Source organism: Pseudomonas sp. NPDC087336 (assembly GCF_044744285.1).
Classification (GTDB): Bacteria; Pseudomonadota; Gammaproteobacteria; order Pseudomonadales; family Pseudomonadaceae; genus Aquipseudomonas.
In genome coordinates this window covers 155,979-178,829 of the sequence record NZ_JBIUYA010000006.1, presented here as the reverse complement: position 1 = coordinate 178,829, position 22,851 = coordinate 155,979, and the positions used below count along the sequence as shown (strand labels likewise).

Here is a 22,851-nt window from a genome sequence, read left to right as displayed (position 1 = left end):
CGCGAGGCCATGCCCAAGTGTGACTCGCGATCCTGAGAATGCACCTGCCGCTTCGCGGATGATCACGCTGAGAAACGCCAGATCGCGATACGACTGTTTTTGCCGCAGTCCAGCAGCATGCGCTGCACATTGGCGGTCGCCAGTTGACGATCTTCGTCCCGCCATCGATGTGGCCTACCACTCGGCGAAGGACCTTCTGGAACTGATCGGGGACATCCTCGATATTGCCCGCATCGAGTCCGGGCACCTGAGCCTGAACCCGAACGGGTCAATCCAGAGGAATTCGTGGCGTCGGTGGCGCGTATCTTCGACGGCGTGGCCAGGCAGAAGGGGCTGGAACTGCAACTGGAACTCAACCCGGCCAACCCGACGATCGAAGTGTTGCTCGATCCCTTGCGCTTCAAGCAGGTGTTGTCGAACCTGGTCAGCAATGCCATCAAGTTCACCGAGCACGGCCAGGTCAGGATCATTGTCGCCCTGCATCTGACCGGCGAAACCGATCAGGTTCAAATGCTCCTGCTGGTCGAAGCCAGTGGCCCGGGGATCAGCTATGAGGATCAGCAACGCCTGTTCGAACCTTTCGCCAGGCTGGCAAGGCCGAACAGTTGGCCTAGGCGGTGCCGGGCTTGGCCTGGTGATCCGCCGTATCCTGTGCGAAATGATGAACGGCAGCCTGCAGTTGAGCATCCAGCAGGGCGTCGGTACCCGGGTAAGGCTTTCATTGCCGTTACCCACACTGCCTCGCGAATCCAGGGAGCAAACAGCCGAGCCGCCCATCCACTGCGCCACGGTCCCATTGAATGTGCTGGTGGTCGACAACCACGCGGCCAATCGCCTGCTGATGTGCCAGCAGCTGGAGTTCCTGGCCGTCGGTGTTCATTAGAAATGAGAGCGATGTCATTAGAATTGAGAATGCCAACTCGCGCCGCCCGCACCGACTTAAATTTTGGACTATTTGCCCACTTTCCCGCACCGACAGAAATCTTGGACTTATATAAAGATTTTGGCGTACAGAATACCAATAAGACCGTCCTGTCAGGACGCAAAAATCAGTGTAAATCTGGACCGGTGTTGACCCATCCTCGACAGCGGTGACTTTCTCCCTCAGAAAGCTGAAGGGCACATTTTTCAATTGAACACGTAGGCTGCTCACTGTTTCCAACGTATGCCTTCCAGGACGGCATTGCGCTCGGGCCTGTACCTGACCTAAAGGCAATGCTCGACGTGCTGAAAACGAAAAAAGATGGGTGGGGAATCGCTTTTGGTTCGCCTCCAGCAATGGATACATTGGAGGCTGTCGACCGCAGGACATTCGTTTATTAGATCCCGGCAAGCTTTTGTTCCCGACCGAACGCCCTAGTGAGTGGGCGTTTCCCTGCCTCCTCCGGTTCGAAATGCCCCCCATGCGGCAACGGCTATAAAGATTTACGCGCTTTCATGCGATACGGATGTGCCAGATACTAAGTGGCAAAGATCAAACCATGAGTGCGCCAGCTTGCCGAAGTGCTGAACAAGGATTTTTATCGTGCCTTCCGGAAACGGTTGTCAGAATTTCTCAATGCCCCCAACGACGCTTCAGACTCGGACATCCATGAGATGATCAATGCCGGCTTTTCAGCCGATCGGATCAGTGCTTGTGTGATTACCGACAGAGCGGCACGCGCACCGCTCCCTTGCCGACTTCCTCGGCGAATTGTCCAAGGCAACAAAATCTTCTGAATAGCAGGCGCGATAATTCTAACCAGCTCTTCGGGGTCCGCGGCGCCCAAAGTCGGCACCCCGATGATTAGCCGGCCGACGACCAGGCAGACAAGCAATGATGCGGCCAGGCCGGACCGGAGCATGGCTTCAGGATCGGTTTTTTGCTGGTTCCCGTCAGCAGTCGAAATTGAATGAATCCGCGTACCCGCGGCGCCCTGGCGACCTTCGCGAGCATGCTGACTCCTACAAGGTTCCGCGCGACCTTCCAACCCTTGATGTCGCGCCTGATTCAACGTTAAACGATACTGCTGCCCTGCTCAAAGCTTAAACGAGGCCCCTTGGGGCGAAGCTTGGCAGCGTCGCCATACCCCAGGCTGCACAGGAAGTTGGTTTTCCAGTGGCCGTCGGGGAAAAACGCTTCGTCGATTTTGCCACTGTCGAAACCGGACATCGGGCCGCAGTCCAGCCCCAGTGCGCGGGCGGCGAGGATCAGGTAGGCGCCCTGTAAAGTGCCGTTACGGAAGGCAATGGTAGTGGCTGTCACTGGATCGTCGCGCAACATGGAGGCCAGGTCGTACGCGGTAAACAGCTGAGGCAGAAGCTCAAGAAACTGGCTGTCGATAGCAATAATGGCCGTTACCGGTGCCGCCAGCACTTTCTCGGCATTGGCACCCTTGAGCGCAGGCAACAGACGTTGCTTGGCCTCGGCGGATTGCACAAAGACAAATCGCGCCGGGTTACAGTTGTTGGCGGTCGGGCCTTGGCTGAGCACTGCGTACAGGCGTCTGAGCAACGCCTCATCAACAGTCTTTTCCAGCCATCCGTTATGTGAACGGGCCTTTAGAAACAGCTGATCAATCGCTTGATCGGGAAGCGCTTCACTCAAGATTTCACCCCACTCTATGTTCATGCCCCAAGGCAATGCACAGCCTTTTTCCAAGCTAGGCTGCGATGTGAAAACGAACATTAGAATGGGCTGGACACGCCGGGAAGACGACCAAATCCGCAGGGTGTTACCTAAAAGGTATACCGAGATCTAGCCAACGCAGCTATTCAGGCATCAACTGTCTTATCCAGCGCGGCCTGCTCCGCCATGTCATTTAGAAACTGCGCCGCCGGGGTCAGGGGCAACTCGGTGTGGTACACCGAACAGATCGGTGGAGCATCCGGAATGCCCTTGACCATGATGCGCGTGAGCAGATTGGTCGCGTTGATGAACCCGAGCCACTGCTCCGGCAGCGGCGCCAGCAGATCCGACGAAGACACAATACTGGTCACGCTCATGCTCGACGTGGCCTGCATCACGATATTGGGCGCAGGCAGCCCGGCCAGCTTGAACACGCTGAGCACCTCGTCATCGATGTTTTCCGCAACCGGGGTCGTCAGCCATTCAGCGTCAATCAATTCTTCCAGGGTGGTTGCATGCTGCAAGGGATGGCCGCGGCGGCCGACGATGATCCGGGGATTGGCCATCAGCGGCTTGATGCTCATGTTGGTGTGCTGCAAAGGTTTGATCACCGGGCCGAAATAAAGATCAATCAGGCCATCCCTGATATCGGCTTCCAGCATCGGATAGGTGCCTTCAATGATCTTCACGCGAATCCCGGGAAAACGACGGCGAAAACGGTCCAGTGTCAACGGCAGCAACCCCATCAACGCCGCGCCCGAGCAGGCCACCACAATGGACCCCTTGTCTACGCCGCGATGCTGGTCCAGTTCGTCCAGCGTACGCTGGTATTCGGCCTGGATCGCCTTGGCGCGTCGCACGAACAGTTCACCCGCCTTGGTGGGGACCATCCCCAGCCTGCCCCGTTCGAACAAGGTGACACCCAGTTCTTCTTCCAGCTCTTTCAAACTGCGTGAAACAACCGGTTGCGCCAGGCCCAGGCTCCTTGCCGCGGCGCGCAGGCTGCCGCGTTCGACGACCGCGACGACGTTACGGAAGTGATGCATTTTCATCGCGTGATCGTCCTCCTGAGGCAAAAGATAAAAGGAACACAGTGGGTATATACCTTTTAGGTAACACCCTAAGTGTTTTGCCATCTTTCGACAAGGTCGGCGCCGCTCTACAGTTTTCACCGTAGTGCCGGATCTCGTGTGTTTCTCCATAGAACGGATATCCGCGGAGGTTAAAACCCTCATTGCGTGACGGCACGGCCTCAAGACGGAGGCGCTTTTTACAACAACAGTCTGAACCCGATGAGAATCTTTAATAATGGCCTGTATATCAAGAGCGCTAATTGTAGGGGGTGGTGTCGCGGGTCTGTCGGCAGCGATAGCCTTGTCTCGCCAGGGTGTGCACTGCGAAGTGGTCGAACTCCACGGTAAACCCGACGGCGCCTCCATGGCCCTGTCCGGCCGTGCCGCGGAAGCCCTGTTCGAGCTCGGGGTGTACGAGCAAAGCTGCGTCACCGGTAGAATATTTGCCGCCGATTCAACGGCTGCCGCACTCTATGCCGCCGATGGCCAACTGCTCCGTCCCTCCCCCAGAAGACCCGAATGGCCGGGCTCCAAGGACGGCGTTGCGGTTTTCCGGCCTGCCTTCGCGCAGATCCTCGAGGACACCGCAAGCTCACTCTGTACGCTGCGTAAAGGCGTGACCATCACCGCTATCGATGACAGTGGCGACTCGGCCCAAGTGACCTTTTCCGATGGCGAAACCCGTGCATTCGACCTCGTTATCGGGGCCGACGGCATCCATTCGCTGACCCGAAAACTGGTGTTCCCCGAAATCGGCGAACCTGAGTACTCCGGCCAGATCAGCATCCGCTGGATGGTGCCGGGCCCGGCCATCGAGGGTGAAGGCTGGTACACCAGCGACGTTGGCAAAGTCGGTTTCTACTATCTGCCGCATCAGCAATTGACCTATGTCCCCGCCGTATTGACGGTTCCTGAGCGCAGGTGGATGAGCTCTGCCGATGTTTATGGCCTCTTCACGCGCCTGCTGGACTCGATTTCGGCCAAGCCGATCAAGCAGCTCCAGGAACGCCTCAAGCCCGTTTCGCAGCTGATCGGACGCCCTTTCAACTGGATTCTGGTGCCCGGCCAATGGCATCGCGGCCGCACCCTGTTGATTGGCGACGCCGCGCACGCCACCACCGCTCACCTGGGCATGGGGGCCGGCATGGCGCTTGAAGATGCCGTTGTTCTGAGTCAGTGCATCGCCAGCGAAGCGTCGCTGCCTCAAGCCCTGGAAGCGTTCATGCGGCGCCGTTTCGAACGGGTGAAGACCGTTGTGGAAAGCAGCGTCAAGCTCTCACAACTCGAGCAAAGGAAAGCGCCCCCCTCGGAAAATGGCGCGGTGATGATGGGAGCATTGACAGCCATCTCACAGCCTTACTGACCAACGCCCGCGCCACTGCCCATAAGCCTGAGAAAGTCATTTCTCTACTCAATCCATCTGACCAAAAGCGTCTTTCCATGACCAACAAAAACAAGGCAAACGCGCAGGATATCACCGAGATCAGTCAACTGCTGTTGAACTGGGGTTTCTTTCGCGATCACAAGATGTGGGACGACCTGCGAGACACTTTCGTTGAAGAAGGCATCATCCATTTGACCTGGTACGTCGGCTCAATCCAGGGCTTTGTCGAAGGCTCGAAGGCCATGTCCAAGAGCCCGGTCAAAACCATGCATGTGATGAAACCGTCCATCGTAAGCGTCAACGGTGACCGCGCCACGGCGATCACCCCAGCATCGATCATGGCCCGCGCGGAAGTGATTAGCCCGGGTCTGGATCTGACGTCAGAGGCGCTGTTCTATGACTTTATCGTCAAGGACAACGGCAGCTGGAAAATCTCGCGCCGCTACTGCATCTACCAGAAGGATCGCCTGGACAGCATCGAGCCATCGCTGGTGTTCTGGTTCAAGAGCCTATGGATGGACACCAGCCAGTTCGACCCGGCGTACAAGTACCTGGGCTTCATGCTGGGCAAATCCGGTTTCGCCGTTCAGCCAGGGCAATACGTCGACAACACCGAGGCGACCCAGCGCCTGTACGACGAAGGGAAAGCCTGGCTCGCCGAGGCACAAGCGGTAATGCCTGCCTGATCAGTAAAACGCATGGCATCACCCATCGCCCTGCGGTGTCGCAGGTCGATGGTCCAAAACAATAAATAGCCGCTCCTTTCAGATACCGGCGTCATCGGCTCTAAAAGGGAAATGCTCACCAGGAAACCTGTGATGACAATAATAACCAAAGGGGCAGGCTTGCTGCCCTCGATCGACGAATTGCCCATGAGCCGCGCACAGATCATGGTGTTGTGCCTGTCGGTACTGCTGGCGGCCCTCGATGGCTACGACGTACTGGCGACCGCCTTTACCGCGCCAGCCCTGAGCCTCGCCTGGGGCATCGATAAGGCGGCGCTGGGGATGCTGCTCTCTAGCGGCTTGGTCGGCATGGCGATCGGTGCGCTGGCGCTCTCGCCACTGGCCGATGTGTGGGGGCGCCGACCGTTGGTGTTTGGCGGCTTGGCCCTGATGATCGGTGGTTCACTGCTCTCGGCGTTTTGCGAGAACATCCAGACCCTGGCGGCGTGTCGGGTGATTACAGGGATGGGGATTGGCGTGATGGTGCCCCTGACCATGTCGATTTCCGCAGAGTTCTGCAACAGCCGCCGACGTGCTTTTGCCGTTGCGATCACCACCGTGGGTTTCACCTTCGGTTCGATCATCGGTGGCTTGGTCGCGGCACCGCTGCTGACGCATTTTGGCTGGCACGCGGTGTACATCTCCGGGGCTGTCGCTGGCGCGATCGTACTGCCGATTGTCATCTGGGTGTTGCCCGAGTCCCCCGCCTTCCTGCTCACCCGTCGTCCGGCCAATGCGCTGGCCCGCGTCAACCGGGTTCTGGCGCATCTGAAACATCCCCTCCTGACCGAGCTGCCTGAGAAGCGAGATTCGCAACGGCCTTCCTACAAGGCGCTGTTCGGTCCGCAAATCATCGGTGTGACCCTGCGCCTGACGCTGATCTTCATGCTGGCCTCGACCACGATGTACTACCTACTCAACTGGCTGCCTCAGTTCATCGCCGACGCTGGTTTCCCTCCCGCCACCGGCAGCCGCGTATCAGCAGTCAGCCATGGGCTCGGGATGATCGGCGCCGTTGTTCTGGGCGCACTGGCCACTCGCCTGGGCGCCGGCCGGGTCGCTTCTTTCGGGATGATCGGGTTCGGCCTGTTTGTCGGTGTGTTTGGCTTCACGCCGCCCGTGCTGACGCTGTTGATCCTGGTGGCCGCCCTCGCCGGTTTCTGCATCTCCGGCGCTACCGGGGTTTTCTACGCGACCATGGCGTCGGCCTTCCCTCCCCACACGCGTGTGACCGGCATCGGCTTTATCCTCGGCGTCGGGCGCGTCTCCAGTGTTGTCGGGCCTGCGCTCGCAGGCTGGATGTTCGCCTCGGGCTTTTCTCGCGGCCAGGTGTCGTTGTTTTTTGCGGCAGCGCCGATTCTTGCCGGTTTGATCCTGCTGTCGATGCCCAAGGCAAAAACCAACGCCGCCCAGCTCTCCGAAGCTTTGCCACGTACGTGAAGACCTGCCCGCAATAGCGCGCGGCGACCTATCGAATCTGAATACTACTCAGGAACACCCATGAAACTTGCTTCGTACCTTGTAGATGGACGTGAACGCTTTGGTCTGGTCCGTGCGGATGGCATCGTCGACCTCAGCTCACGGCTCCCGGATATGGCCAACCTCAAGGCTTTGCTCGAGCGCGGCCTGGCCTTCCTCGACAATCTCACGCTGCCCGATGAGGTCAACTACACACTGGACCAGGTCAGCCTGCTGCCGGTGATCACCAACCCCGGCGCGATCTTTTGCATGGGCATGAACACCCATTCGCATTGCGCTGAAGTGGCTGCGTTCAGCGGCCATGAACACCTGCCACCAAAGCCTTACATCTTCACCCGCACCGCCCGCTCGCACGTGGGCCACGCCACGGCGATGGAAAAACCCAACAACAGCCCGCTGTACGATTTTGAAGGTGAAATCGCAATCATCATCGGCAAACTCGGTCGGCATATCGGTGAGGCAGATGCCCTCAGTCATATCGCCGGTTATGCGTGCTACAACGACGGTTCGCTGCGTGATTATCAATGCCACTCGCCAATGTTCACCGCTGGTAAAAACTTTCCGAAATCCGGCGCGTTCGGCCCATGGATGGTCACCACCGATGAAATCAATGACCCGACCGCGTTGACACTGACCACCCGCCTGAACGGCAACGTGGTGCAGGAAATGCCCTACGCGGACCTGATCTACAACTTCCCGCAGATCATCAGCTACATTTCCGAATTTACCGAACTGCAGCCGGGTGATGTCATCGTGACCGGTTCTGCGGCGGGTGTCGGTTTGTTCCGCAAGCCACAACTGTGGATGCAGGAAGGCGATGTTTGCGAAGTGGAAGTGTCCGGTGTTGGCGTCTTGCGCAACCCGATCATTGCTAGCCAGGGCATCAACCGCGCCCCTGTCAGCAAGACCGACCCGGTGGCCGCGTTCAAAGAGGCTCTGGAAATCTACAAGAGCCATTAATGGCGTGGATTCACAACTGTCAGTGCTGGAGTGGATGCAATGTTTCGTAAAGCAGTAGTGGGCATAGTCGTCGTAGCGGCTGTGCTGGGTGGCGTGGCCTTTTTCATGCCCAGGCCCTCCCCGCCCGTGCTTTCCAAGTTATTGACCGTCTACGCGGCTGTCGCTCCAATCACCGTGAACCCGGTTCGTGAGGGGATCTACTATGTGAGCGGGGGCACGGCCAACAGCGGTTTTATCGTGGCGGTTTCGAGTGTCATCCTGATCGACGCGCAGATGTTTACCCCGTCAGCGAAAAAGGTGCTGGAGGCGATTGCCAAAATCACGTCCAAGCCAGTACGCACCATCATCCTGACCCACAGCGACCCGGATCATGTGAACGCCCTGCCGGCTTACCCGCGGGGCCTTGACATCATTGCCCAGGAAAACGTCGGGCCGGAAATGCAGGAAGCGCTCGACAATCCGTTGAAGAACACCACGTCTACACCGCCGGAGCTGAAAAACTACCTGCCGACAAAAACCGTCAAGAATGACGAAACCATGGTCGTAGACGGTGTAACGCTGCAGTTGATGCATCTTGGCCCCGCCCATACCGACAGCGATCTGATCATCTATCTGCCCCAGCAAAGTGTTGTCTTCGCGGGCGATATCCTCACCCCCGATTTCAGCGCTTACCCGGGCATCCACCTGGACAAGCATGGATCGTCGCTCGGCTGGATCAGAACCATGCAAGCGCTGATTGCCCTGGATGCGCAGGTGTACGTTTCAGGTCATGGCGAACCACTAAGCCGTGCGGACCTGCAAGCCCGGCTAGAGGTTGCTGTCCAGCGCAGAACTGAAATAGAACGCCTGGTGGCGCAGCACAAAACACTGGAGGAGGTAAAAGCAGCACTCAACGATCCGCCACCAAAGGGTTTGGCAAAAATGTTCCCCACCTTCACCGACACGACGTACCAGGAACTGACCCAACACTAAGCCCCGAACGCTGCCGCAGGCCACCTGACGGCAGCGTTTTGCTTTTCGACAGGCTCCCCCCAGAGCGGGCAACCAGCCTGAGCCGACGCGATCAGCCTCGCTGTTCAGCGTTTTCAAATAAAAATAATTGCACTTTGTTATGACGGGTTCCTACATGCAATTTCATAATTTTGATTTGAATCTCCTGCGCTCCCTCGATGCCTTTCTCACCGAGCGCAACGTCACCCGCGCCGCCGAAAGACTCTTTGTCACCCAGCAAGCCATGAGCGCCTCCTTGCGACGCTTGCGCGAGCACTTTGATGATGAACTGTTGGTACGCGTGGGTCGCAACTTTGAGCTGACGCCGCTGGCAACCGCGTTGATAGACCCGGTAAAAACCTCGCTGACAAGCATTCAAACAGCCCTGCAAGTGCGGCCAAAGTTCGATCCCAAAACCGAGCAACGCCACTTCAAGGTGGCAATGACCGATTACGCAGCCATGGTCTTGATGCCCAGCGTCCTGCGTCTACTATTGCAATCGGCACCCTACACAGTGATTCACGTCGAGCGACTGGATGCGGACAGTTACAACCGTCTCGAGCGCGGCGATCTCGATTTCTGTGTGGGATTGATCGACTGGGAAAATCACAAGATCTACAAGCCCAGCGAACACATTCGTATCGAAGGACTGTTCCGCGATGATTTCGTCTGCGTGGTCGACCCTGCGCATTTCAAGCTTGAGGGCGACATCACCCTGGAGCAATATATCAACGCCCCGCATGGCCAGGTGTCATTTGGCAGTGATTGGCGCACCCTGATCGACCGAGGCTGGCTGCGCGCCGGTATCGAGCCGCGCATCGTCACCAAGGCACCGAGCTTTTCCAGCCTGATCATGATGGTGCCGGGGACGCCCCTGGTTGCAACGATACACCGCAGAATGGCGCAATCGATGGCCCACGCACTGAACCTGAAGATCATGGAATGCCCGATCACTATCCGGGCACTGGAAGAGTCGCTGGTGTGGCTCGACCGCAATGACACCGATCCCGGCCATGTCTTCATTCGGGATCTGTTCAAGAAAGCCGGCATGGATATCTAAGTTCGGAATAAAAAAAGCCGTCTTTCGACGGCTTTTTTTTACGACTGTGCATACGGTTTAGAAGTTGAACAACAACCCCAGTTTGAATGTCATCGCATGGTTGATATCGGCGGTAAACGAAGGGTCTTTGGTGTACCCCACGGCCGAAGAAAGATAGACGCCGCGCGTCACGTGCATCGAATACGCCGCGGTGGCGCTCAATTGCGTAGAGGCGGTGTCGATTCTGCGTGCGGCCAACGTATCCTGGGCCTCCTGGCTGAACACGTTTTTGCCGACTACAAAGGAAACCTTGTCCAAAGGGCGTGACTGAAATGGACCGTAGTAGTACAGGCGGGCTTCATAGTTCTGGGTGTAGAGGTTGACATCGGAAGGCGCGTACATCGCCGATGCACCGACATACAGACCGTGAACCGGAATGCTCTTGTTGGGTTGCGTCACTTGATAATCCGCCAGTGCCCAATAGGCTTTGTTGGACTCTTCGCCACCTTCGAAGGCTTTATATTTGGTCGGGTTTGAGACACCCCCCGCACGAATCCACAACCGGTTACCGCCTGGCGTAGGCTTGCGATCTATCCCCACTTCGCTGACGTAAAGAACCTTAGCGTCTTCCATCGAAGCATCCAGACCGATGCCATTGTTTTCGACTTCATACACCCGCCCGTTCGGCGAGACGCTGCGCTGAACGCCGCCACGTGCATAGAAGCCATCCTCGCCCTTGTACGCCAGGTTGACCATGGGCGGCGTAGTGACCGGATCACTCAAACCCGCTTCCACCGGGATTACCGAACCGAGGGTGTTGGTCAATGTGGCGTCACCACCGGTGAACAAACCGACATAGGTATACAAGTTCGGCTCAAAACCCGCTTTCAACTCAATTTTCTTGTCGAGGAAAGTTTGAAAGTAACTAAGGCAGGCGACCGCCGTATTGTTCGGAGGGTTACCCGCAACAGAGGAGTTGGTCGAGTTTACGCAGGCCATGATTTTGGAGTTCGGCAGCCCCAAATCATCCAGACCATAAACAAAGTCAATAAAGTAGGTGCCGGCCATTAAATCGCCGCCCTGCCCTACGTAACTGTCTTTGGGTTTGTTGTTGTTTTGGTTAAAGTCGGTTATGCCATTGATCACAATACGCGGCTCTATACCGATATTGTGTTTTGCCAGGTCACTGCGCCAACCGTCGGTGTCTGCGAGGATAGAGTCCTGCAAAGGCGGGAATCGGGTCGTCAAGCCTTGGGCTTGCCAAGTCAAAGAGTTGATTTTCGCCCACTCGGCATCGCTGGTTTGTCCATCTGCCGCCAGGCCAAGACCCGCATAGCACGTCAAGGCTGCACCGGCCGCGCAGCAATACGCCAAATTCCTCATACAACTCCCCTATTATTTTTGTGATAAGGATGTCTTGAAAGACAACTCTCTAATTTTTGACTCCGGCATAGTTTTTTCGACAGTGTGCTTATTGCCTGGAGCCCTTTACTGTTTTCAATAAACTCATGGCGCTTCGCACTCAGATAATGAGTACTGATTGAATACTCGCGGTTCGCTCAATGTTTGGGAAATCACATGTACTTGTTGATGGCATCAGCTCCACTTGTGACTCTCGTCAACACTGAAAACCCGCGCGCCCACGGCCGCGGGGTGCCCCGAAAGGCATCGCGACGAGGAAAGAAAAGCTGGAAAGGGAGACGTTTAGAGGACGGTGTCGAGGTTCAGCTGAACGATGCGCTCAGCCTCTTCATGGCTGACACCCAGGCCACGAAGAATATACTGCACCGCGCTTTCAATGGCTGAAACAGGGCGAGCTCCCTGCAGGACCTGGCGCAGCAAAAAGAGCATGCCACCGATGATGCAGTCCACGGTGGAGTCGACATCGACGACGTCAAAGTCCCTGGAGTCGTTGCCTATCATGATGTCCCGCGCCAACGGTTTACCCATGATCGACAGCATGTCGTTGATGCTGTAGATCGAATACACCAGAAACCAGCCCCAAATCGGATCGGACAGACCGCGATACACGCAGAGGCGAAAGTTGGTGCCCACGATCTCGGCGATGCCGGTGGTCGGGGTTTTGGCAGCCTCAAAGGACTCGACCAACCGTTCTGCGTCTTCGATGAAGACCGCGCGGGCGATTTCTTCCTTACTGGGGAAATAGTTGTAGAACGAACCGAACGACAACTCGGCTTCGTCCGTGATGTCGTTGATCGTGGTGGCTTCGATCCCCTTGCTGCCCATCACCGCACGCGCTGCTCGCAGAAGTTTGTTGCGGGTACGCAACCGGGCCTTTTCATTGATGCGCGGTTTTCGGCCATCAGCCGACCCCGGCGTAGTGTCAGCGTCTTTCTGGGGCGAGGGAGCAGCGGCTTTCGACCGCTTTGATGGCCGGGGTGCAGGCGCTGTGACTTCATTCATTGAGTTGACCAACAGGTGACGTTTTACAGTGGGGCAAGCATACCCGATTCACCTGCCTCCCGACAGGAACCGGGCCATTGAAGCCCGCCGCCGTTGCGGACGGGCTTCCTTACAAGCCGTCGCTACAGGTTAAAACGCGACCCGGTCACGCCCTTTCAAGCACATGATTTCGCGAGCCTCATCCGGGGTTGCCACGCTGAAGCCCAAAGATTCGATCACCGCCTTGATCGCCTTGACCTGCTGGGCATTGCTCTGCGCCAGTTGCCCCTTGCCTGCCCAGAGGTTGTCTTCCAGACCGACTCGCACATGCCCGCCGAGCAGCAGCGACTGGGTGGCAATGCGTGCTTGTTGAGCGCCCGCACCGAGGACAGACCAGTTGTAGGTTTCACCAAACAGGCGATCCGCTGTGCGCTTCATGTGCATGACGTCTTCCGGGTGCGCGCCGATACCGCCGCGAATACCGAAAACCGACTGGATAAACAGCGGGTCCTTCACCAACTGACGATCACGGAAATGCGCAGCGGTGTAGAGGTGGCCGATGTCATAGCACTCGATTTCGAACCGTGTGCCGTTTTGCGCGCAGGCGTTGAGGATGTGGGCGATGTCCTTGAACGTGTTACGGAAAATTCGCTCGTCGCTGGCCTCCAGGAACGGCTGCTCCCAGTCGTGCTTGAACTCTTTGAAACGCTGGAGCAATTCATAGGTACCGAAATTCATCGAACCCATGTTCAGCGACGCCACTTCCGGCTTGAACAGCATGGCCGGCTGCAGCCGCTCTTCAATGGTCATCGCCGGCGAGCCACCGGTGGTCAGGTTGATGACGACATCGGACTCACGCTTGATCTGTGGCAAGAACTGCTCGAAATACCTCGGGTCCTGGCTCGGAATCCCGGTCTCTGGATCGCGAGCATGCAGGTGGACGACCGAAGCACCTGCCTCGGCAGCCTCGATCGAGGAACGCGCAATTTCTTCCGGGGTGATGGGCAGGTACGGTGACATTGACGGTGTGTGGACTGAGCCGGTTACCGCACAAGTGATAATGATTTTGTTCGCTTTGGCAGCCATGGGGACTTCCTCGGGTGAGTATGCCGTGGACATCGCAGAGGGTGCCCGGCAACGGTTTTTGTTCTGGGTGTAAATCAGGTTCAAGCCAGGAATTCTGGCGACAGAGGCGGTGCCCATTGGGCCAGGCCGTCGAGACTCAGGGGTTCGTGCGTCACCGGGCTCGCGTCGTTGACCAGATCGCCGTCGGTCCAGTGTTCGATCTTGTTACCGGCCGGGTCCAGCCAGTAGTCGAATACCTGGCTGCCCTGCACATGCCGGCCGATGCCCCAGGAATGCTGATACTGCTGTTGAGTAAGGAACTGACTGCCGCAGGCCAGATCGTCCCAGTCCAGCACTTCGAATGCGCAATGATCGAACGCCGGTTCCTGTGCGCCCATGTTGATCAGCGCAACGGTGTGGTGATCGGTGAACTCGGCACCCAGGCCGCAATGCATGAACGTCGCGACGGTGTTTTCCCGTGATTCGGCAAAGTAACTGTCGGAAACGCGGAACCCCAATGTGTGCTGGTAAAAATTGAACATCGCCTGGAAGTTCACGGTCTTGAGCACCACATGACCGAGGCGCATGACCCGCGAAGGCTGGATCTGCATGCGGTTGGTGGTGCCGAGCCGGCGACGCTGCTCAGCATTGTTAATCAACAATGCTGGCCGCACCGACTCAGGGGCGACGACGTCGCCACCGTACAAAAGATCCACTTGCAACCCATCGGGATCGTGCAGTGTCACGATCCAGCCCGCCCCCAATTCCGCGTTGCCACGGACTTCGCTGTTGAAGCGAGCAGCGATGAGCTGCAGCTCTTCGAAGCTGCCGACCTGGAAACCCACACCCAGCGCTTTTTTCGAACCTTGCTGGGCAATGTAGGCCGGATACCCGCCGTTATAGGCGGCCATCTGCAATGAGGTGGCGGTTCGTGCGTGCGGCCTCAGGCCGAAATCCTGCAAAAACATTTCCTGTGCATCGAGGTCTTCGACCTGGATGCGGACATAGGCGATATCACGTACAGCAATCATGGCGATCTCTTTTGTAGTTGTTAACCGGAGGTGTTTGTCTGTTAACCCCGATCAAACCAACAGGTGGCGGGGTCCAGGGCGTGTAGCTGTTTGTAGGAGCCGGAGTAGAAAAGCAGCGGCAGCCCGTCCGACTCTTCCAGTGCTTCTACGTCGGCGGTGTAAATCAGATGATCGCCACCTTCGTGGACGGCGTTGGCGCGCACCGCCAAATTCACCAGGGCAGTCGCCAGAACGGGCGAGTTACCCAGCGTGCGATAAGCCGCCTGCTGATCGACGATCGGGCGACCACCGAAATGGCTGCTCAATGCTTGATGCTCTTCGCGCAGAAAATTGATCCCGAACGCGTCGCCCGGCTTGATGCTTGCGGCAAAGCGCGCCTGCTTGCGCACCGCGATCAGGACCATCGGCGGATCGACCGACAGCGACATGAAGGCGTTAGCCGTCATCCCGCTCAGTTGCCCTTCGTGTTCGAAGGTCACCACCGTGACACCGGTGGCGAACTTGCCCATCACCCGGCGAAAAGTCCGAGCGTCTATGTCTGTTGCGTGCATGCCCACTCTCCCGATTGATACGTCGCGCTACACCGCTTAGATAAACGGAGTGCCCGCGGTATTGCCGCAGAGCAGTCGGCCATAGGTTTCGAAGTTGAGGCTGGGGTTGACGATGCCGTGCAACGAGGCGACTCGCGCGTCCTGCCAGATTTTGGTCATCGGGTTGGTCGCTGAAGCCAATGAGCCGCCCGAGGCGGATGCGAGCATGTCCACGGCCTCCCAGATCAGCGTTTCCGCATAGCCGACATCGCGCCGGACCTTGGCGCGCTCGAGGTAATCCATGTAGACACCGGAGGCTGCGCTGGCATCGATGGCTTCGGCATGACGCTCAAGAATGGCGCGTGCGGCATCGATTTTCGCCGAGGTCTGCCCGACCACCAGATGGGTAACAGGTGCGTCAGCCTGCTTGCTGTACCACGAGTATTGAATGCCTCGCCGTGGCAGGGTTTCCAGGAAGGTTTCGAGTGCCGCCACCCCCAGGCCCAGTGCCGGAAAGGCCAGGATAATCGCCAGCATCGGCATGCACGCCACGCGGTACAGCGACTCACCGTCCAGGTGGGTGGATGCGTAATTTCCTTCAATGGCCTGGCTGACCGAGGCAATACGCGACTCAGGGACGAATACGTTGGTAACCGATACGCTGGAGCTGCCACTGCCGCTGATACCGATGACATTCCAGTCGTTGAGGATCTGCACCTGTTCGATTGGAATCAGCGCCGCGCCCTGGTCCAGGACCTTGCCGTGTTCATCAACAAGGGGAATGCCCAACATGTCCCACGTGGCGTGGTAAACACCGGAGTTGAAGCCCCACATCCCCTCTTCGATCAAATAGCCGCCTTCAACCTTCTTCACCACCGCTTTGCGCGGCGATAGCACACCGACAACACGAGCCGGTTTGTCAGCACAAAATACCTCTTTTGCCGCCTCTTCCCCAAAGAAAGAAGCTGCACACCAGTTGGTGACGTTGGTCAGTGCCGTGACCCAGGCCACTGAAGCATCGCCACGCCCCAGTTCGGTGACTACATCGAGAAAAGTCCGCACCGAGACCTGACCGCCACCATAGCGACGAGGCGTGGTCATGCCAAACAAGCCACCGGCATCGAGGTCGGCGACCGTGGCGTCCGGTAGACGACCCAGCCTTGCGGTTTCTTCGCTGCGTGCCTTGAGTGCAGGGACCAGAGAGCGGGCGTAATCCAGTGGGCCGGCATTGGTTTCTGAGAGATTGGCTGCGTCGCTCGATAGGTCGGTGCGCGAAATTGACGTCATGGTTTCACCTGTTTTCGTATTGTTTTTCTGACCCGCCACGCTCAGCGCTGGCGTGTTATTGATATACTCTACAAAATTGATATTCTATTCAATATATTTCTTGAGGCGAATTTTTACCGTCCTGTTTCAGATGAATTATTCAGCCGAAACATCCGTACCCCACAGGTCAGGCCCTCGCTTGGGAGGGTGGCCAATAACAAAAGAAGTTGTGCAATGCCGCTGTTCAATGCCCTGCTTACTGATATGCGCTTTCTGCTCAAAGAGAATTTTGCTGCACCCGCGCTATTGGCGTGCTTGCCTGCCCTGGTGCAGCAGATCGATGAAACCTGGCCGGTGCGATACTTGAAGAAGCCGCAAAAATCACCGCGGTCCTAAACGCTCACTCAATCGCAGTGGCGATGAAGCAGGCGCGCAATGGCGCGAAGGCCAGGCACAAACACCCAGCGGATTCAAAGAGACCTATGCCACCTATGCACAAGGCGGGTGGGTCGGGCTCAGTGGCAATCCGGAATTCGGTGGCATGGGCATGCGCGAAAATGCTCATGGTGCGTTTGAAGAAATGCAGTACGCCGCCAATTGCAGCTTTTTGCTGCCAGTCATTTCCGTTTACAGAGCTAGGGGAAACTCAATTCTTAATCAGCAGCCACTCTTCTGGAAGCTGCGAAAAGCCGCTGATACTGTCGCAAGCAAGGGAATTCCGGTCATGATCGTTAGTGGTGGCTATAGCGCGGATCAAGAAGCTACCGCCCGAGCGGTGGCGCGGCTTACGGGTGGTCGCCATGTCGTGGTATCGGCCCCCTGCCATTTCCTGCAGCAGGATTGTCCGACGCATTCAACGATGCGATCGACCTCTTCCTGAGAGCAGCGGAGGCAGATTTCGAGTCGCGCAGAGGTGATCGTTGATTCACGATTGATCGATACCTTGACTGCCGCCATGACTTATTCAGGAAATCCACGACGATTCACCGGACAGCATTTTTGCTAAAAGACTCTCCAACTGAGCTACTTCCTCAGACGTGAGGACCTCAGTGAATTCGTTCATGGCAGCCACCTCCATCGTCGGCAGCGCCGTACTCATGGCCTCCCCTTCGCTTGTCAGCGCCAGGCGAACCTGACGCCGGTCTTGATCGTCCGGAGTACGAACGATCAAGCCTTTGCGCTCAAGGCGATCCAGCATTCGAGTCATACAGGCGCTGTGGATGGACAACTGTCGGCACAATGCGACCGCCGTGTCGCCACCACGACGAATAATCCTCAACACTTTGAGTTGTGACGCAGTGATGCCGAGCGGCGCTAGATGCCGATCCAGCAGTCGGTCTTTCAGTGCGGCTGTCCGCCCAAGCAATATCCCGAGGTGGGCTGATTTGAAACTGTCGGCAGAAAAGTAATCCATGCATTTCCCTTCTCGATGCGTCGTCAAATCGTCATGCCATATCGCGCCACACTGTTTGATCAGCGTCTTCCCTACGGCACCAGAATCTTTTGAATGGCAGGCGCGATGATCCTGACCATTTCTTCCGGCTCCGCGGCAACCAGAACGGGCACGCCAATGATTCGCCGTCCGACGACCATGCCGACGAGCAAGGAGGCGGCAATGCCGGATCGCAGCGTGGCTTCAGCACCCGGATGTTCGTGGGTGCCGGTGATCAATCGGGATTGAATGAAGCCGCGTAACTGTTCGCGCGCCTGTTCGTTGACGAAGGCTCCGCGCAGCGTCGCCATCAGGGGTTCAGACTCCTTGGCAATCCCCTCCCATGCATTGAGAAAAGCGCGAACCACCCTTTCACCCAGGTGCTCGTCCGGACCTTCATAGAGTGCGTCGAACCGTTCGAGCGCAGACGCCGGGATAGCCATCACCGCCGCAAAGAGTTCGTCCTTGGAGCGGTAGAACTGCATCACCTGAGCCGCGTCAACCCCAGCATCAGCCGCCACTTGCCGGATTGTCGTGCCGGCAAACCCGTCGCTGGCGAATCGCGCTCGTGCTGCGTCCAGCACCGCCTGCCGCGTGCTGTTGGGTCCTGGTCGCCGTCCACGGCGAGTCGTGGAAGTGGGTTCTTTGCTCATCGTCATTCCTTATTTAGTTCGACATACTACACATATCAACACGTGTTGAATTAATTCGCCGACCGCCGTACCTTACTGCAATCGGTCCCGTAATCAAAAACAATAAGGAGTTAGCATGAGCGACTGCCAGAAAATTTTCGTGCCGTCCCACCCGCTACCAGCAGGCAGAACCGGGCTTTTCACCGCATTTGAGCCGGGCACCCGCACGCTCAAGGCTGGCTTCCAGGTAGCGCCACCCTTCCGGCCACTACCTGTCGACATCGTGTTTGAGAAAGACGTGGCCGTGACATTGCGCGACGGCGTGACCATTTACGTCGATGTATTCCGCCCCGCAGGCACTGAAAAAGTGCCGGTGATTGTGGCCTGGAGCCCCTACGGCAAAGGCCAGGGTACGTCGATGAGCGTGATGGGCGTGTTCGGGTTAGTGGGTCTGAGCAATTCCGTCGTTTCGGGACTGGCAAAATTCGAGGCACCGGACCCGGCGTACTGGTGCGCCCACGGCTACGCCATCTGCAACCCGGACATTCGTGGTGTGGTGGATTCCGAAGGCGACAGCGTGCTGTGGGATCGCCAGGACGGTCGCGACTGCCACGACCTGATCGAGTGGCTGGCCGAACAGTCCTGGTGCACTGGCAAGGTAGGCATGAGCGGCACCTCGTACCTTGCAGTTTCGCAATGGTTCACCGCGGCCGAGCAACCCAAGCACCTGGCGGCGATCAACCCGTGGGAAGGTGTCAGTGATGTCTACCGCGACCTGGTGATGCGCGGTGGCATGCCTGACACGGGCTTCACCGCCCTGCTCCAGAACGGCAGTTTTTTCGGCAAGAACCAGAAAGAAGATGTCCTGTCCGAGGCGCAGCGCTACCCACTCATGAACGAATTGTGGGCCAACAAGATCCCCGAATTCGACCGAATTACAGTGCCAGCCTATGTGGTGGCCAGTTACTCCAATACGCTGCATACCGCGGGCACGTTCCGCGCCTGGCGTCGCCTGGCATCGCACGATAAATGGCTGCGCATCCACAACAGTCAGGAATGGCCCGACTACTACGATGAAGGGAACGTGGAAGATCTGCGCCGCTTCTTCGATCGCTACCTGAAAGACCAGAACAATGATTGGGAAGCCACCCCGCGCGTGCGTTACGCGATCCATGACTTCCAGGGTGGCGACCAGGTCAATGTGCCCGCAGACGCTTTCCCGCCCAAAGAAGTGAACTCGACCAAGCTGTACCTCGATGGCGCCGCTCGCATTCTGAGCGCCACTGCCCCCACCAACGAGGTTCCGGCGATTTATGACGTCGGTGTCAATCCGGATGTCGTTTCCTTTATCACCCGCTTCGACCAGGAAACAGTGATGGTGGGTTATCCCAAGGCGCATCTCTGGGTCGAGGCACGCGGTGCCGACGACATGGACCTGTTCGTACTGATCCAGAAGCTCGATAAATACGGCTCCCCGCTACAGCAGTTCACCGCGCCTAACCAGAGCGCAAGAATTCACGATCTCACCGACCACGGTGCCACCGTGCTGCGCTACAAGGGATCGGACGGTCGCCTTCGCGTGTCGACCCGCCACCTCGATGAAGCGTTATCGACCGATGACGTACCCGCCCACAGTTTCGACCGGATCGAGAAGCTGTCGGCTGGCGAGATCGTCAAGATTGAAATCGACCTGCTCCCCCTCGGCTGGGCATTCCACCCAGGTGAACAACTGCGCTTCATCGTCAGTTCGCGAAATCTCTCAGGAACGCTGATGCCGGGCATTGCCGAGTACATCGGCGCCAACAGCGGACAGCACGTGATTCATACCGGTGGACAGTATGCCTCCTATCTGCAGCTCCCAATTATGGCGGTTTGACGGGGCTTGGCCCATTGAGCCCTCTTCACCCTCATGCCCATGATTTAGGAAATACTCATGAACAAGTTTCCTGCACCCGATCTGAGTCCTGTCTTGACCGGCGTTTTCGCTGGCCCGATTGCCGGCTTGAAGTACCAGACGCCTACCCTTTCCGGTGTCACCACTGAAAATGGCGAATTCCAGTATCGCGCCGACGAGGCCATTACCTTTCTGGTCGGCGGCATCGTTTTAGGAGCCATAGAGGCGGCGCCTCGCTTGAACCTGACGCAGCTCGCCAATCGTGTGGACGGCAAGATCGACAAGCTGCTGGACCCGTCCGTCACGAACATGGCCCGATTCGTCCATACGCTGGATCAGGAGGGCAGCATCGAGTCGGGTGTCAAAATTGCCCCTCAGGTGCATGAACTGATTGGCGCGACACCGATCAATTTCAGTCCGCCTGTGATGCCCATGGGCCAGGGTGGCGTCGTCGACTTCGCCAACGATCCTACCTTGCAGTCGATACTTGAAACACTGAATGCCACGCCCGGTGTTTTCACTGCCAAAACCCCACGCAAACTGTGCGATGCCGCCACTAGCCGTAACGAATTACGACGCAACATTCGCGGCATCATCAAGATGACAGATGTGCGCATTCCGTTACGCGATGGCTCATACGTGTGTGCCGACATTTTTCGCCCGGCAGCGCCGGGCCGTCACCCGATCGTCATGAGCAAGGGCTTCTACGGCAAGAGCTTTTATCACGACTGCATTTGTAACGAGGCCGACGTCATCCGCAAGGAGGAGATGGAGGATCGTTACTTCTCTGGCAACCCGGACGGCGCCCAGTACGAGAACCACGAGACCGTCGACACGTCGGTCTGGGTGCCAGAGGGCTATGTCTGCATCCGTGTGGACGCACGCGGTGTCTGCAAGAGCCCGGGTCTGCAGGCGCCCTTCAGTGTCCAGGAGGCCGAGGACTATTACGACGCCATCGAATGGGCAGGCACTCAGCCGTGGTCCAATGGCAACGTCGGATTGTGGGGCATGTCCTACCTGGCCATGGCCCAACACAGCGTGGCCAGCCTGCAACCATCGCACCTCAAGGCCATGATTGCGCAAGGCACCGATGCCGACATCTACAACGAAGCCTTGTATGGCGGCGGCATCTTTGGCTCCGGCTTCTGGAATTGGTGGTGGAAGATCTGGTCCGGCAACAACCACTGCGGTGACCGCCCGGAAACCGACTGGATGGCCCGCGTTCTGGCCACTCCATTCAACGACATCAATGCCTATGGCCCACGTGGGAGCATCTTCATGCGCCCTGACATGAGCAAGGCCACTGCCCCGGTCTGGATCGTTGGCCCTCAAGTAGGCGCCATCATTCATCAACTGGGCAGCAGCGAAACCTACATCCGTTCCACCGCAGCCAAGGCACGAAAGTTTGATTTCGCCGACGCCTGGTTCCCGGATTCCTACAGCAACAAGTCGATTGCAGAACACATGCGCTACTTCGACTACTGGCTCAAGGGCATCGACAACGGTGTGATGGACGAAGCACCGGTGCGCGTGCAGGTGCGATCCGGCAATGGTGCCCACTTCGTCCTGCATGAAAACGACTGGCCGATTGCGCGAACCGAGTACCGCCGCTGGTACCTCGATGCCCGGCCTTCGGACTGGCAAAACGATGGTCGACGCGTCAACGTCCTGCGCATCAGCGAAAACGTACCCCAAGCGCATAGCAGCGCCGAGTATGACGCGCACGTTGATCTCGGTACGCCCACGCTCGCGCCGGCAGGCTCCAGTGACGGCACGCCACGCTGGTCGACAGGTATCTCGTTTGTTAGCGAGCCCATGAGCGAGGACATGCTGCTCGCCGGGTACATGAAGGTCGGTCTGTGGGTAGAGTCCAGCAGCGAAGACATGGACGTGTTTGTGTCTCTGCGCGTTCTGGATGAAAACGACCGGGAGATTCGCTACGAATCGGTCGTCCTTCCAGTGGACCCGGTGCACATTCATCCGGTGGGGCATGGCCTGTTGAAGGTCTCGCGCCGCAAGCTCGATGACGAACGCTCGACCGAGTATTGGCCTGTGCATACCCACCTGGAAAAAGACTGCTCACCACTGCAGCGCGGGGAGATCGTGCCGATCGAAGTCGGGCTCAACCCGAGCACTGCGATGATCCGCAAGGGTTGCCGCCTGCTGGTTGATGTTCAGCCTTACGCGCCGGCGGGCGTACCCGTTCGTGCCTATGACAAGAGCTATCACGTCGACGCCGTGAACCGTATCTACACCGGCCCGGAGTACCCGAGCTACCTGCAACTGCCGATCGTCCCGTAAGCGGCAACAGTGGTGTCCACCCAGCAATTGAGGTGGGCA

The 22,851-nt window shown here is 57.8% G+C and carries 19 protein-coding genes and 3 pseudogenes; 11 read left to right on the top strand and 11 right to left on the bottom strand.

Annotated features, from left to right (window positions below; all coding sequences use genetic code 11):
• Window positions 1-154: 154 nt before the first annotated feature.
• Window positions 155-865: pseudogene (locus tag ACIO0C_RS08320) on the top strand (sensor histidine kinase); the annotation flags it as partial.
• Between the two features lie 620 nt (window positions 866-1,485).
• Window positions 1,486-1,719, top strand: coding sequence for a hypothetical protein (locus tag ACIO0C_RS08315; protein WP_401310327.1), 234 nt, complete (start codon window positions 1,486-1,488; stop codon window positions 1,717-1,719).
• A 47-nt stretch (window positions 1,720-1,766) separates the two neighbouring features.
• Here the strand turns inward: ACIO0C_RS08315 and ACIO0C_RS08310 are convergent.
• From ACIO0C_RS08310 to ACIO0C_RS08300, 3 genes and pseudogenes are all read right to left on the bottom strand, one after another.
• Window positions 1,767-1,970, bottom strand: a pseudogene (locus ACIO0C_RS08310) (hypothetical protein); the annotation flags it as partial.
• Between the two features lie 26 nt (window positions 1,971-1,996).
• Complete coding sequence (locus tag ACIO0C_RS08305) at window positions 1,997-2,587, bottom strand: malonic semialdehyde reductase (protein ID WP_401310160.1); 591 nt, start codon at window positions 2,585-2,587, stop codon at window positions 1,997-1,999.
• A gap of 167 nt (window positions 2,588-2,754) precedes the next feature.
• On the bottom strand, window positions 2,755-3,660 hold the full coding sequence (locus ACIO0C_RS08300; RefSeq protein ID WP_401310157.1) for a LysR family transcriptional regulator: 906 nt from the start codon (window positions 3,658-3,660) through the stop codon (window positions 2,755-2,757).
• A gap of 256 nt (window positions 3,661-3,916) precedes the next feature.
• Between ACIO0C_RS08300 and ACIO0C_RS08295 the strand changes: the two genes are divergently transcribed.
• From ACIO0C_RS08295 to ACIO0C_RS08270, 6 genes are all read left to right on the top strand, one after another.
• A complete protein-coding gene (locus ACIO0C_RS08295; protein WP_401310154.1) occupies window positions 3,917-5,044 on the top strand; it encodes an FAD-dependent monooxygenase in 1,128 nt (375 codons plus the stop codon).
• 77 nt (window positions 5,045-5,121) lie between these two features.
• Window positions 5,122-5,751, top strand: coding sequence for a nuclear transport factor 2 family protein (locus tag ACIO0C_RS08290; protein ID WP_401310152.1), 630 nt, complete (start codon window positions 5,122-5,124; stop codon window positions 5,749-5,751).
• A 132-nt stretch (window positions 5,752-5,883) separates the two neighbouring features.
• Window positions 5,884-7,230, top strand: a complete 1,347-nt coding sequence (locus tag ACIO0C_RS08285) for an MFS transporter (protein ID WP_401310151.1) — start codon at window positions 5,884-5,886, stop codon at window positions 7,228-7,230.
• Between the two features lie 60 nt (window positions 7,231-7,290).
• Window positions 7,291-8,229 carry a fumarylacetoacetate hydrolase family protein gene (locus ACIO0C_RS08280; protein WP_401310148.1) on the top strand — a complete coding sequence of 313 codons (939 nt, stop codon included), beginning with the start codon at window positions 7,291-7,293 and terminating at the stop codon, window positions 8,227-8,229.
• Window positions 8,230-8,268: 39 nt separating this feature from the next.
• Window positions 8,269-9,201, top strand: a complete 933-nt coding sequence (locus ACIO0C_RS08275) for an MBL fold metallo-hydrolase (RefSeq protein ID WP_401310146.1) — start codon at window positions 8,269-8,271, stop codon at window positions 9,199-9,201.
• A gap of 154 nt (window positions 9,202-9,355) precedes the next feature.
• Complete coding sequence (locus ACIO0C_RS08270) at window positions 9,356-10,279, top strand: LysR substrate-binding domain-containing protein (RefSeq protein WP_401310143.1); 924 nt, start codon at window positions 9,356-9,358, stop codon at window positions 10,277-10,279.
• Between the two features lie 57 nt (window positions 10,280-10,336).
• Here ACIO0C_RS08270 and ACIO0C_RS08265 read toward each other — a convergent pair whose 3' ends face one another.
• The 6 genes from ACIO0C_RS08265 to ACIO0C_RS08240 all read right to left on the bottom strand — a co-directional run bounded on the left by ACIO0C_RS08265 (window position 10,337) and on the right by ACIO0C_RS08240 (window position 16,574).
• Window positions 10,337-11,641, bottom strand: coding sequence for a carbohydrate porin (locus ACIO0C_RS08265; protein WP_401310141.1), 1,305 nt, complete (start codon window positions 11,639-11,641; stop codon window positions 10,337-10,339).
• 321 nt (window positions 11,642-11,962) lie between these two features.
• Window positions 11,963-12,547 carry a TetR/AcrR family transcriptional regulator gene (locus tag ACIO0C_RS08260; protein WP_401310140.1) on the bottom strand — a complete coding sequence of 195 codons (585 nt, stop codon included), beginning with the start codon at window positions 12,545-12,547 and terminating at the stop codon, window positions 11,963-11,965.
• Between the two features lie 264 nt (window positions 12,548-12,811).
• Window positions 12,812-13,747 (bottom strand): 3-keto-5-aminohexanoate cleavage protein, encoded by a 936-nt coding sequence (locus ACIO0C_RS08255; RefSeq protein WP_401310137.1) that lies wholly within the window; start codon window positions 13,745-13,747, stop codon window positions 12,812-12,814.
• A gap of 80 nt (window positions 13,748-13,827) precedes the next feature.
• The gene (locus ACIO0C_RS08250; protein ID WP_401310135.1) at window positions 13,828-14,757 is read right to left on the bottom strand and encodes a VOC family protein; all 930 of its coding nucleotides are present in this window, start codon (window positions 14,755-14,757) and stop codon (window positions 13,828-13,830) included.
• A 41-nt stretch (window positions 14,758-14,798) separates the two neighbouring features.
• A complete protein-coding gene (locus tag ACIO0C_RS08245) occupies window positions 14,799-15,308 on the bottom strand; it encodes a flavin reductase family protein (protein WP_401310132.1) in 510 nt (169 codons plus the stop codon).
• Between the two features lie 36 nt (window positions 15,309-15,344).
• The gene (locus tag ACIO0C_RS08240) at window positions 15,345-16,574 is read right to left on the bottom strand and encodes an acyl-CoA dehydrogenase family protein (RefSeq protein WP_401310129.1); all 1,230 of its coding nucleotides are present in this window, start codon (window positions 16,572-16,574) and stop codon (window positions 15,345-15,347) included.
• Between the two features lie 213 nt (window positions 16,575-16,787).
• Here ACIO0C_RS08240 and ACIO0C_RS08235 point away from each other — a divergent pair.
• Window positions 16,788-17,166 (top strand): annotated as a pseudogene (locus ACIO0C_RS08235) (acyl-CoA dehydrogenase); the annotation flags it as partial.
• 351 nt (window positions 17,167-17,517) lie between these two features.
• On the opposite strand, the gene ACIO0C_RS08230 reads toward ACIO0C_RS08235, so the two are convergent.
• The gene (locus ACIO0C_RS08230; RefSeq protein WP_401310126.1) at window positions 17,518-17,967 is read right to left on the bottom strand and encodes a MarR family winged helix-turn-helix transcriptional regulator; all 450 of its coding nucleotides are present in this window, start codon (window positions 17,965-17,967) and stop codon (window positions 17,518-17,520) included.
• Between the two features lie 71 nt (window positions 17,968-18,038).
• The gene (locus ACIO0C_RS08225; RefSeq protein ID WP_401310123.1) at window positions 18,039-18,638 is read right to left on the bottom strand and encodes a TetR family transcriptional regulator; all 600 of its coding nucleotides are present in this window, start codon (window positions 18,636-18,638) and stop codon (window positions 18,039-18,041) included.
• 115 nt (window positions 18,639-18,753) lie between these two features.
• Between ACIO0C_RS08225 and ACIO0C_RS08220 the strand changes: the two genes are divergently transcribed.
• Window positions 18,754-20,493: a CocE/NonD family hydrolase gene (locus ACIO0C_RS08220; RefSeq protein WP_401310120.1), complete on the top strand. Its 1,740-nt coding sequence runs from the start codon at window positions 18,754-18,756 to the stop codon at window positions 20,491-20,493.
• Window positions 20,494-20,550: 57 nt separating this feature from the next.
• On the top strand, window positions 20,551-22,812 hold the full coding sequence (locus tag ACIO0C_RS08215; protein WP_401310117.1) for a CocE/NonD family hydrolase: 2,262 nt from the start codon (window positions 20,551-20,553) through the stop codon (window positions 22,810-22,812).
• Window positions 22,813-22,851 lie beyond the last annotated feature (39 nt).

What these genes read in the sequence shown, in the direction of transcription:
- ACIO0C_RS08220 (WP_401310120.1), top strand. Translation starts at nt 18,754, where the DNA reads ATGAGCGACTGCCAGAAAATTTTCGTGCCGTCCCACCCGCTACCAGCA.
- ACIO0C_RS08270 (WP_401310143.1), top strand. Translation starts at nt 9,356, where the DNA reads ATGCAATTTCATAATTTTGATTTGAATCTCCTGCGCTCCCTCGATGCC.
- ACIO0C_RS08275 (WP_401310146.1), top strand. Translation starts at nt 8,269, where the DNA reads ATGTTTCGTAAAGCAGTAGTGGGCATAGTCGTCGTAGCGGCTGTGCTG.
- ACIO0C_RS08265 (WP_401310141.1), bottom strand. Translation starts at nt 11,641, where the DNA reads ATGAGGAATTTGGCGTATTGCTGCGCGGCCGGTGCAGCCTTGACGTGC.
- ACIO0C_RS08225 (WP_401310123.1), bottom strand. Translation starts at nt 18,638, where the DNA reads ATGAGCAAAGAACCCACTTCCACGACTCGCCGTGGACGGCGACCAGGA.
- ACIO0C_RS08290 (WP_401310152.1), top strand. Translation starts at nt 5,122, where the DNA reads ATGACCAACAAAAACAAGGCAAACGCGCAGGATATCACCGAGATCAGT.
- ACIO0C_RS08215 (WP_401310117.1), top strand. Translation starts at nt 20,551, where the DNA reads ATGAACAAGTTTCCTGCACCCGATCTGAGTCCTGTCTTGACCGGCGTT.
- ACIO0C_RS08280 (WP_401310148.1), top strand. Translation starts at nt 7,291, where the DNA reads ATGAAACTTGCTTCGTACCTTGTAGATGGACGTGAACGCTTTGGTCTG.
- ACIO0C_RS08230 (WP_401310126.1), bottom strand. Translation starts at nt 17,967, where the DNA reads ATGGATTACTTTTCTGCCGACAGTTTCAAATCAGCCCACCTCGGGATA.
- ACIO0C_RS08255 (WP_401310137.1), bottom strand. Translation starts at nt 13,747, where the DNA reads ATGGCTGCCAAAGCGAACAAAATCATTATCACTTGTGCGGTAACCGGC.
- ACIO0C_RS08300 (WP_401310157.1), bottom strand. Translation starts at nt 3,660, where the DNA reads ATGAAAATGCATCACTTCCGTAACGTCGTCGCGGTCGTCGAACGCGGC.
- ACIO0C_RS08250 (WP_401310135.1), bottom strand. Translation starts at nt 14,757, where the DNA reads ATGATTGCTGTACGTGATATCGCCTATGTCCGCATCCAGGTCGAAGAC.
- ACIO0C_RS08245 (WP_401310132.1), bottom strand. Translation starts at nt 15,308, where the DNA reads ATGCACGCAACAGACATAGACGCTCGGACTTTTCGCCGGGTGATGGGC.
- ACIO0C_RS08285 (WP_401310151.1), top strand. Translation starts at nt 5,884, where the DNA reads ATGACAATAATAACCAAAGGGGCAGGCTTGCTGCCCTCGATCGACGAA.
- ACIO0C_RS08240 (WP_401310129.1), bottom strand. Translation starts at nt 16,574, where the DNA reads ATGACGTCAATTTCGCGCACCGACCTATCGAGCGACGCAGCCAATCTC.
- ACIO0C_RS08295 (WP_401310154.1), top strand. Translation starts at nt 3,917, where the DNA reads ATGGCCTGTATATCAAGAGCGCTAATTGTAGGGGGTGGTGTCGCGGGT.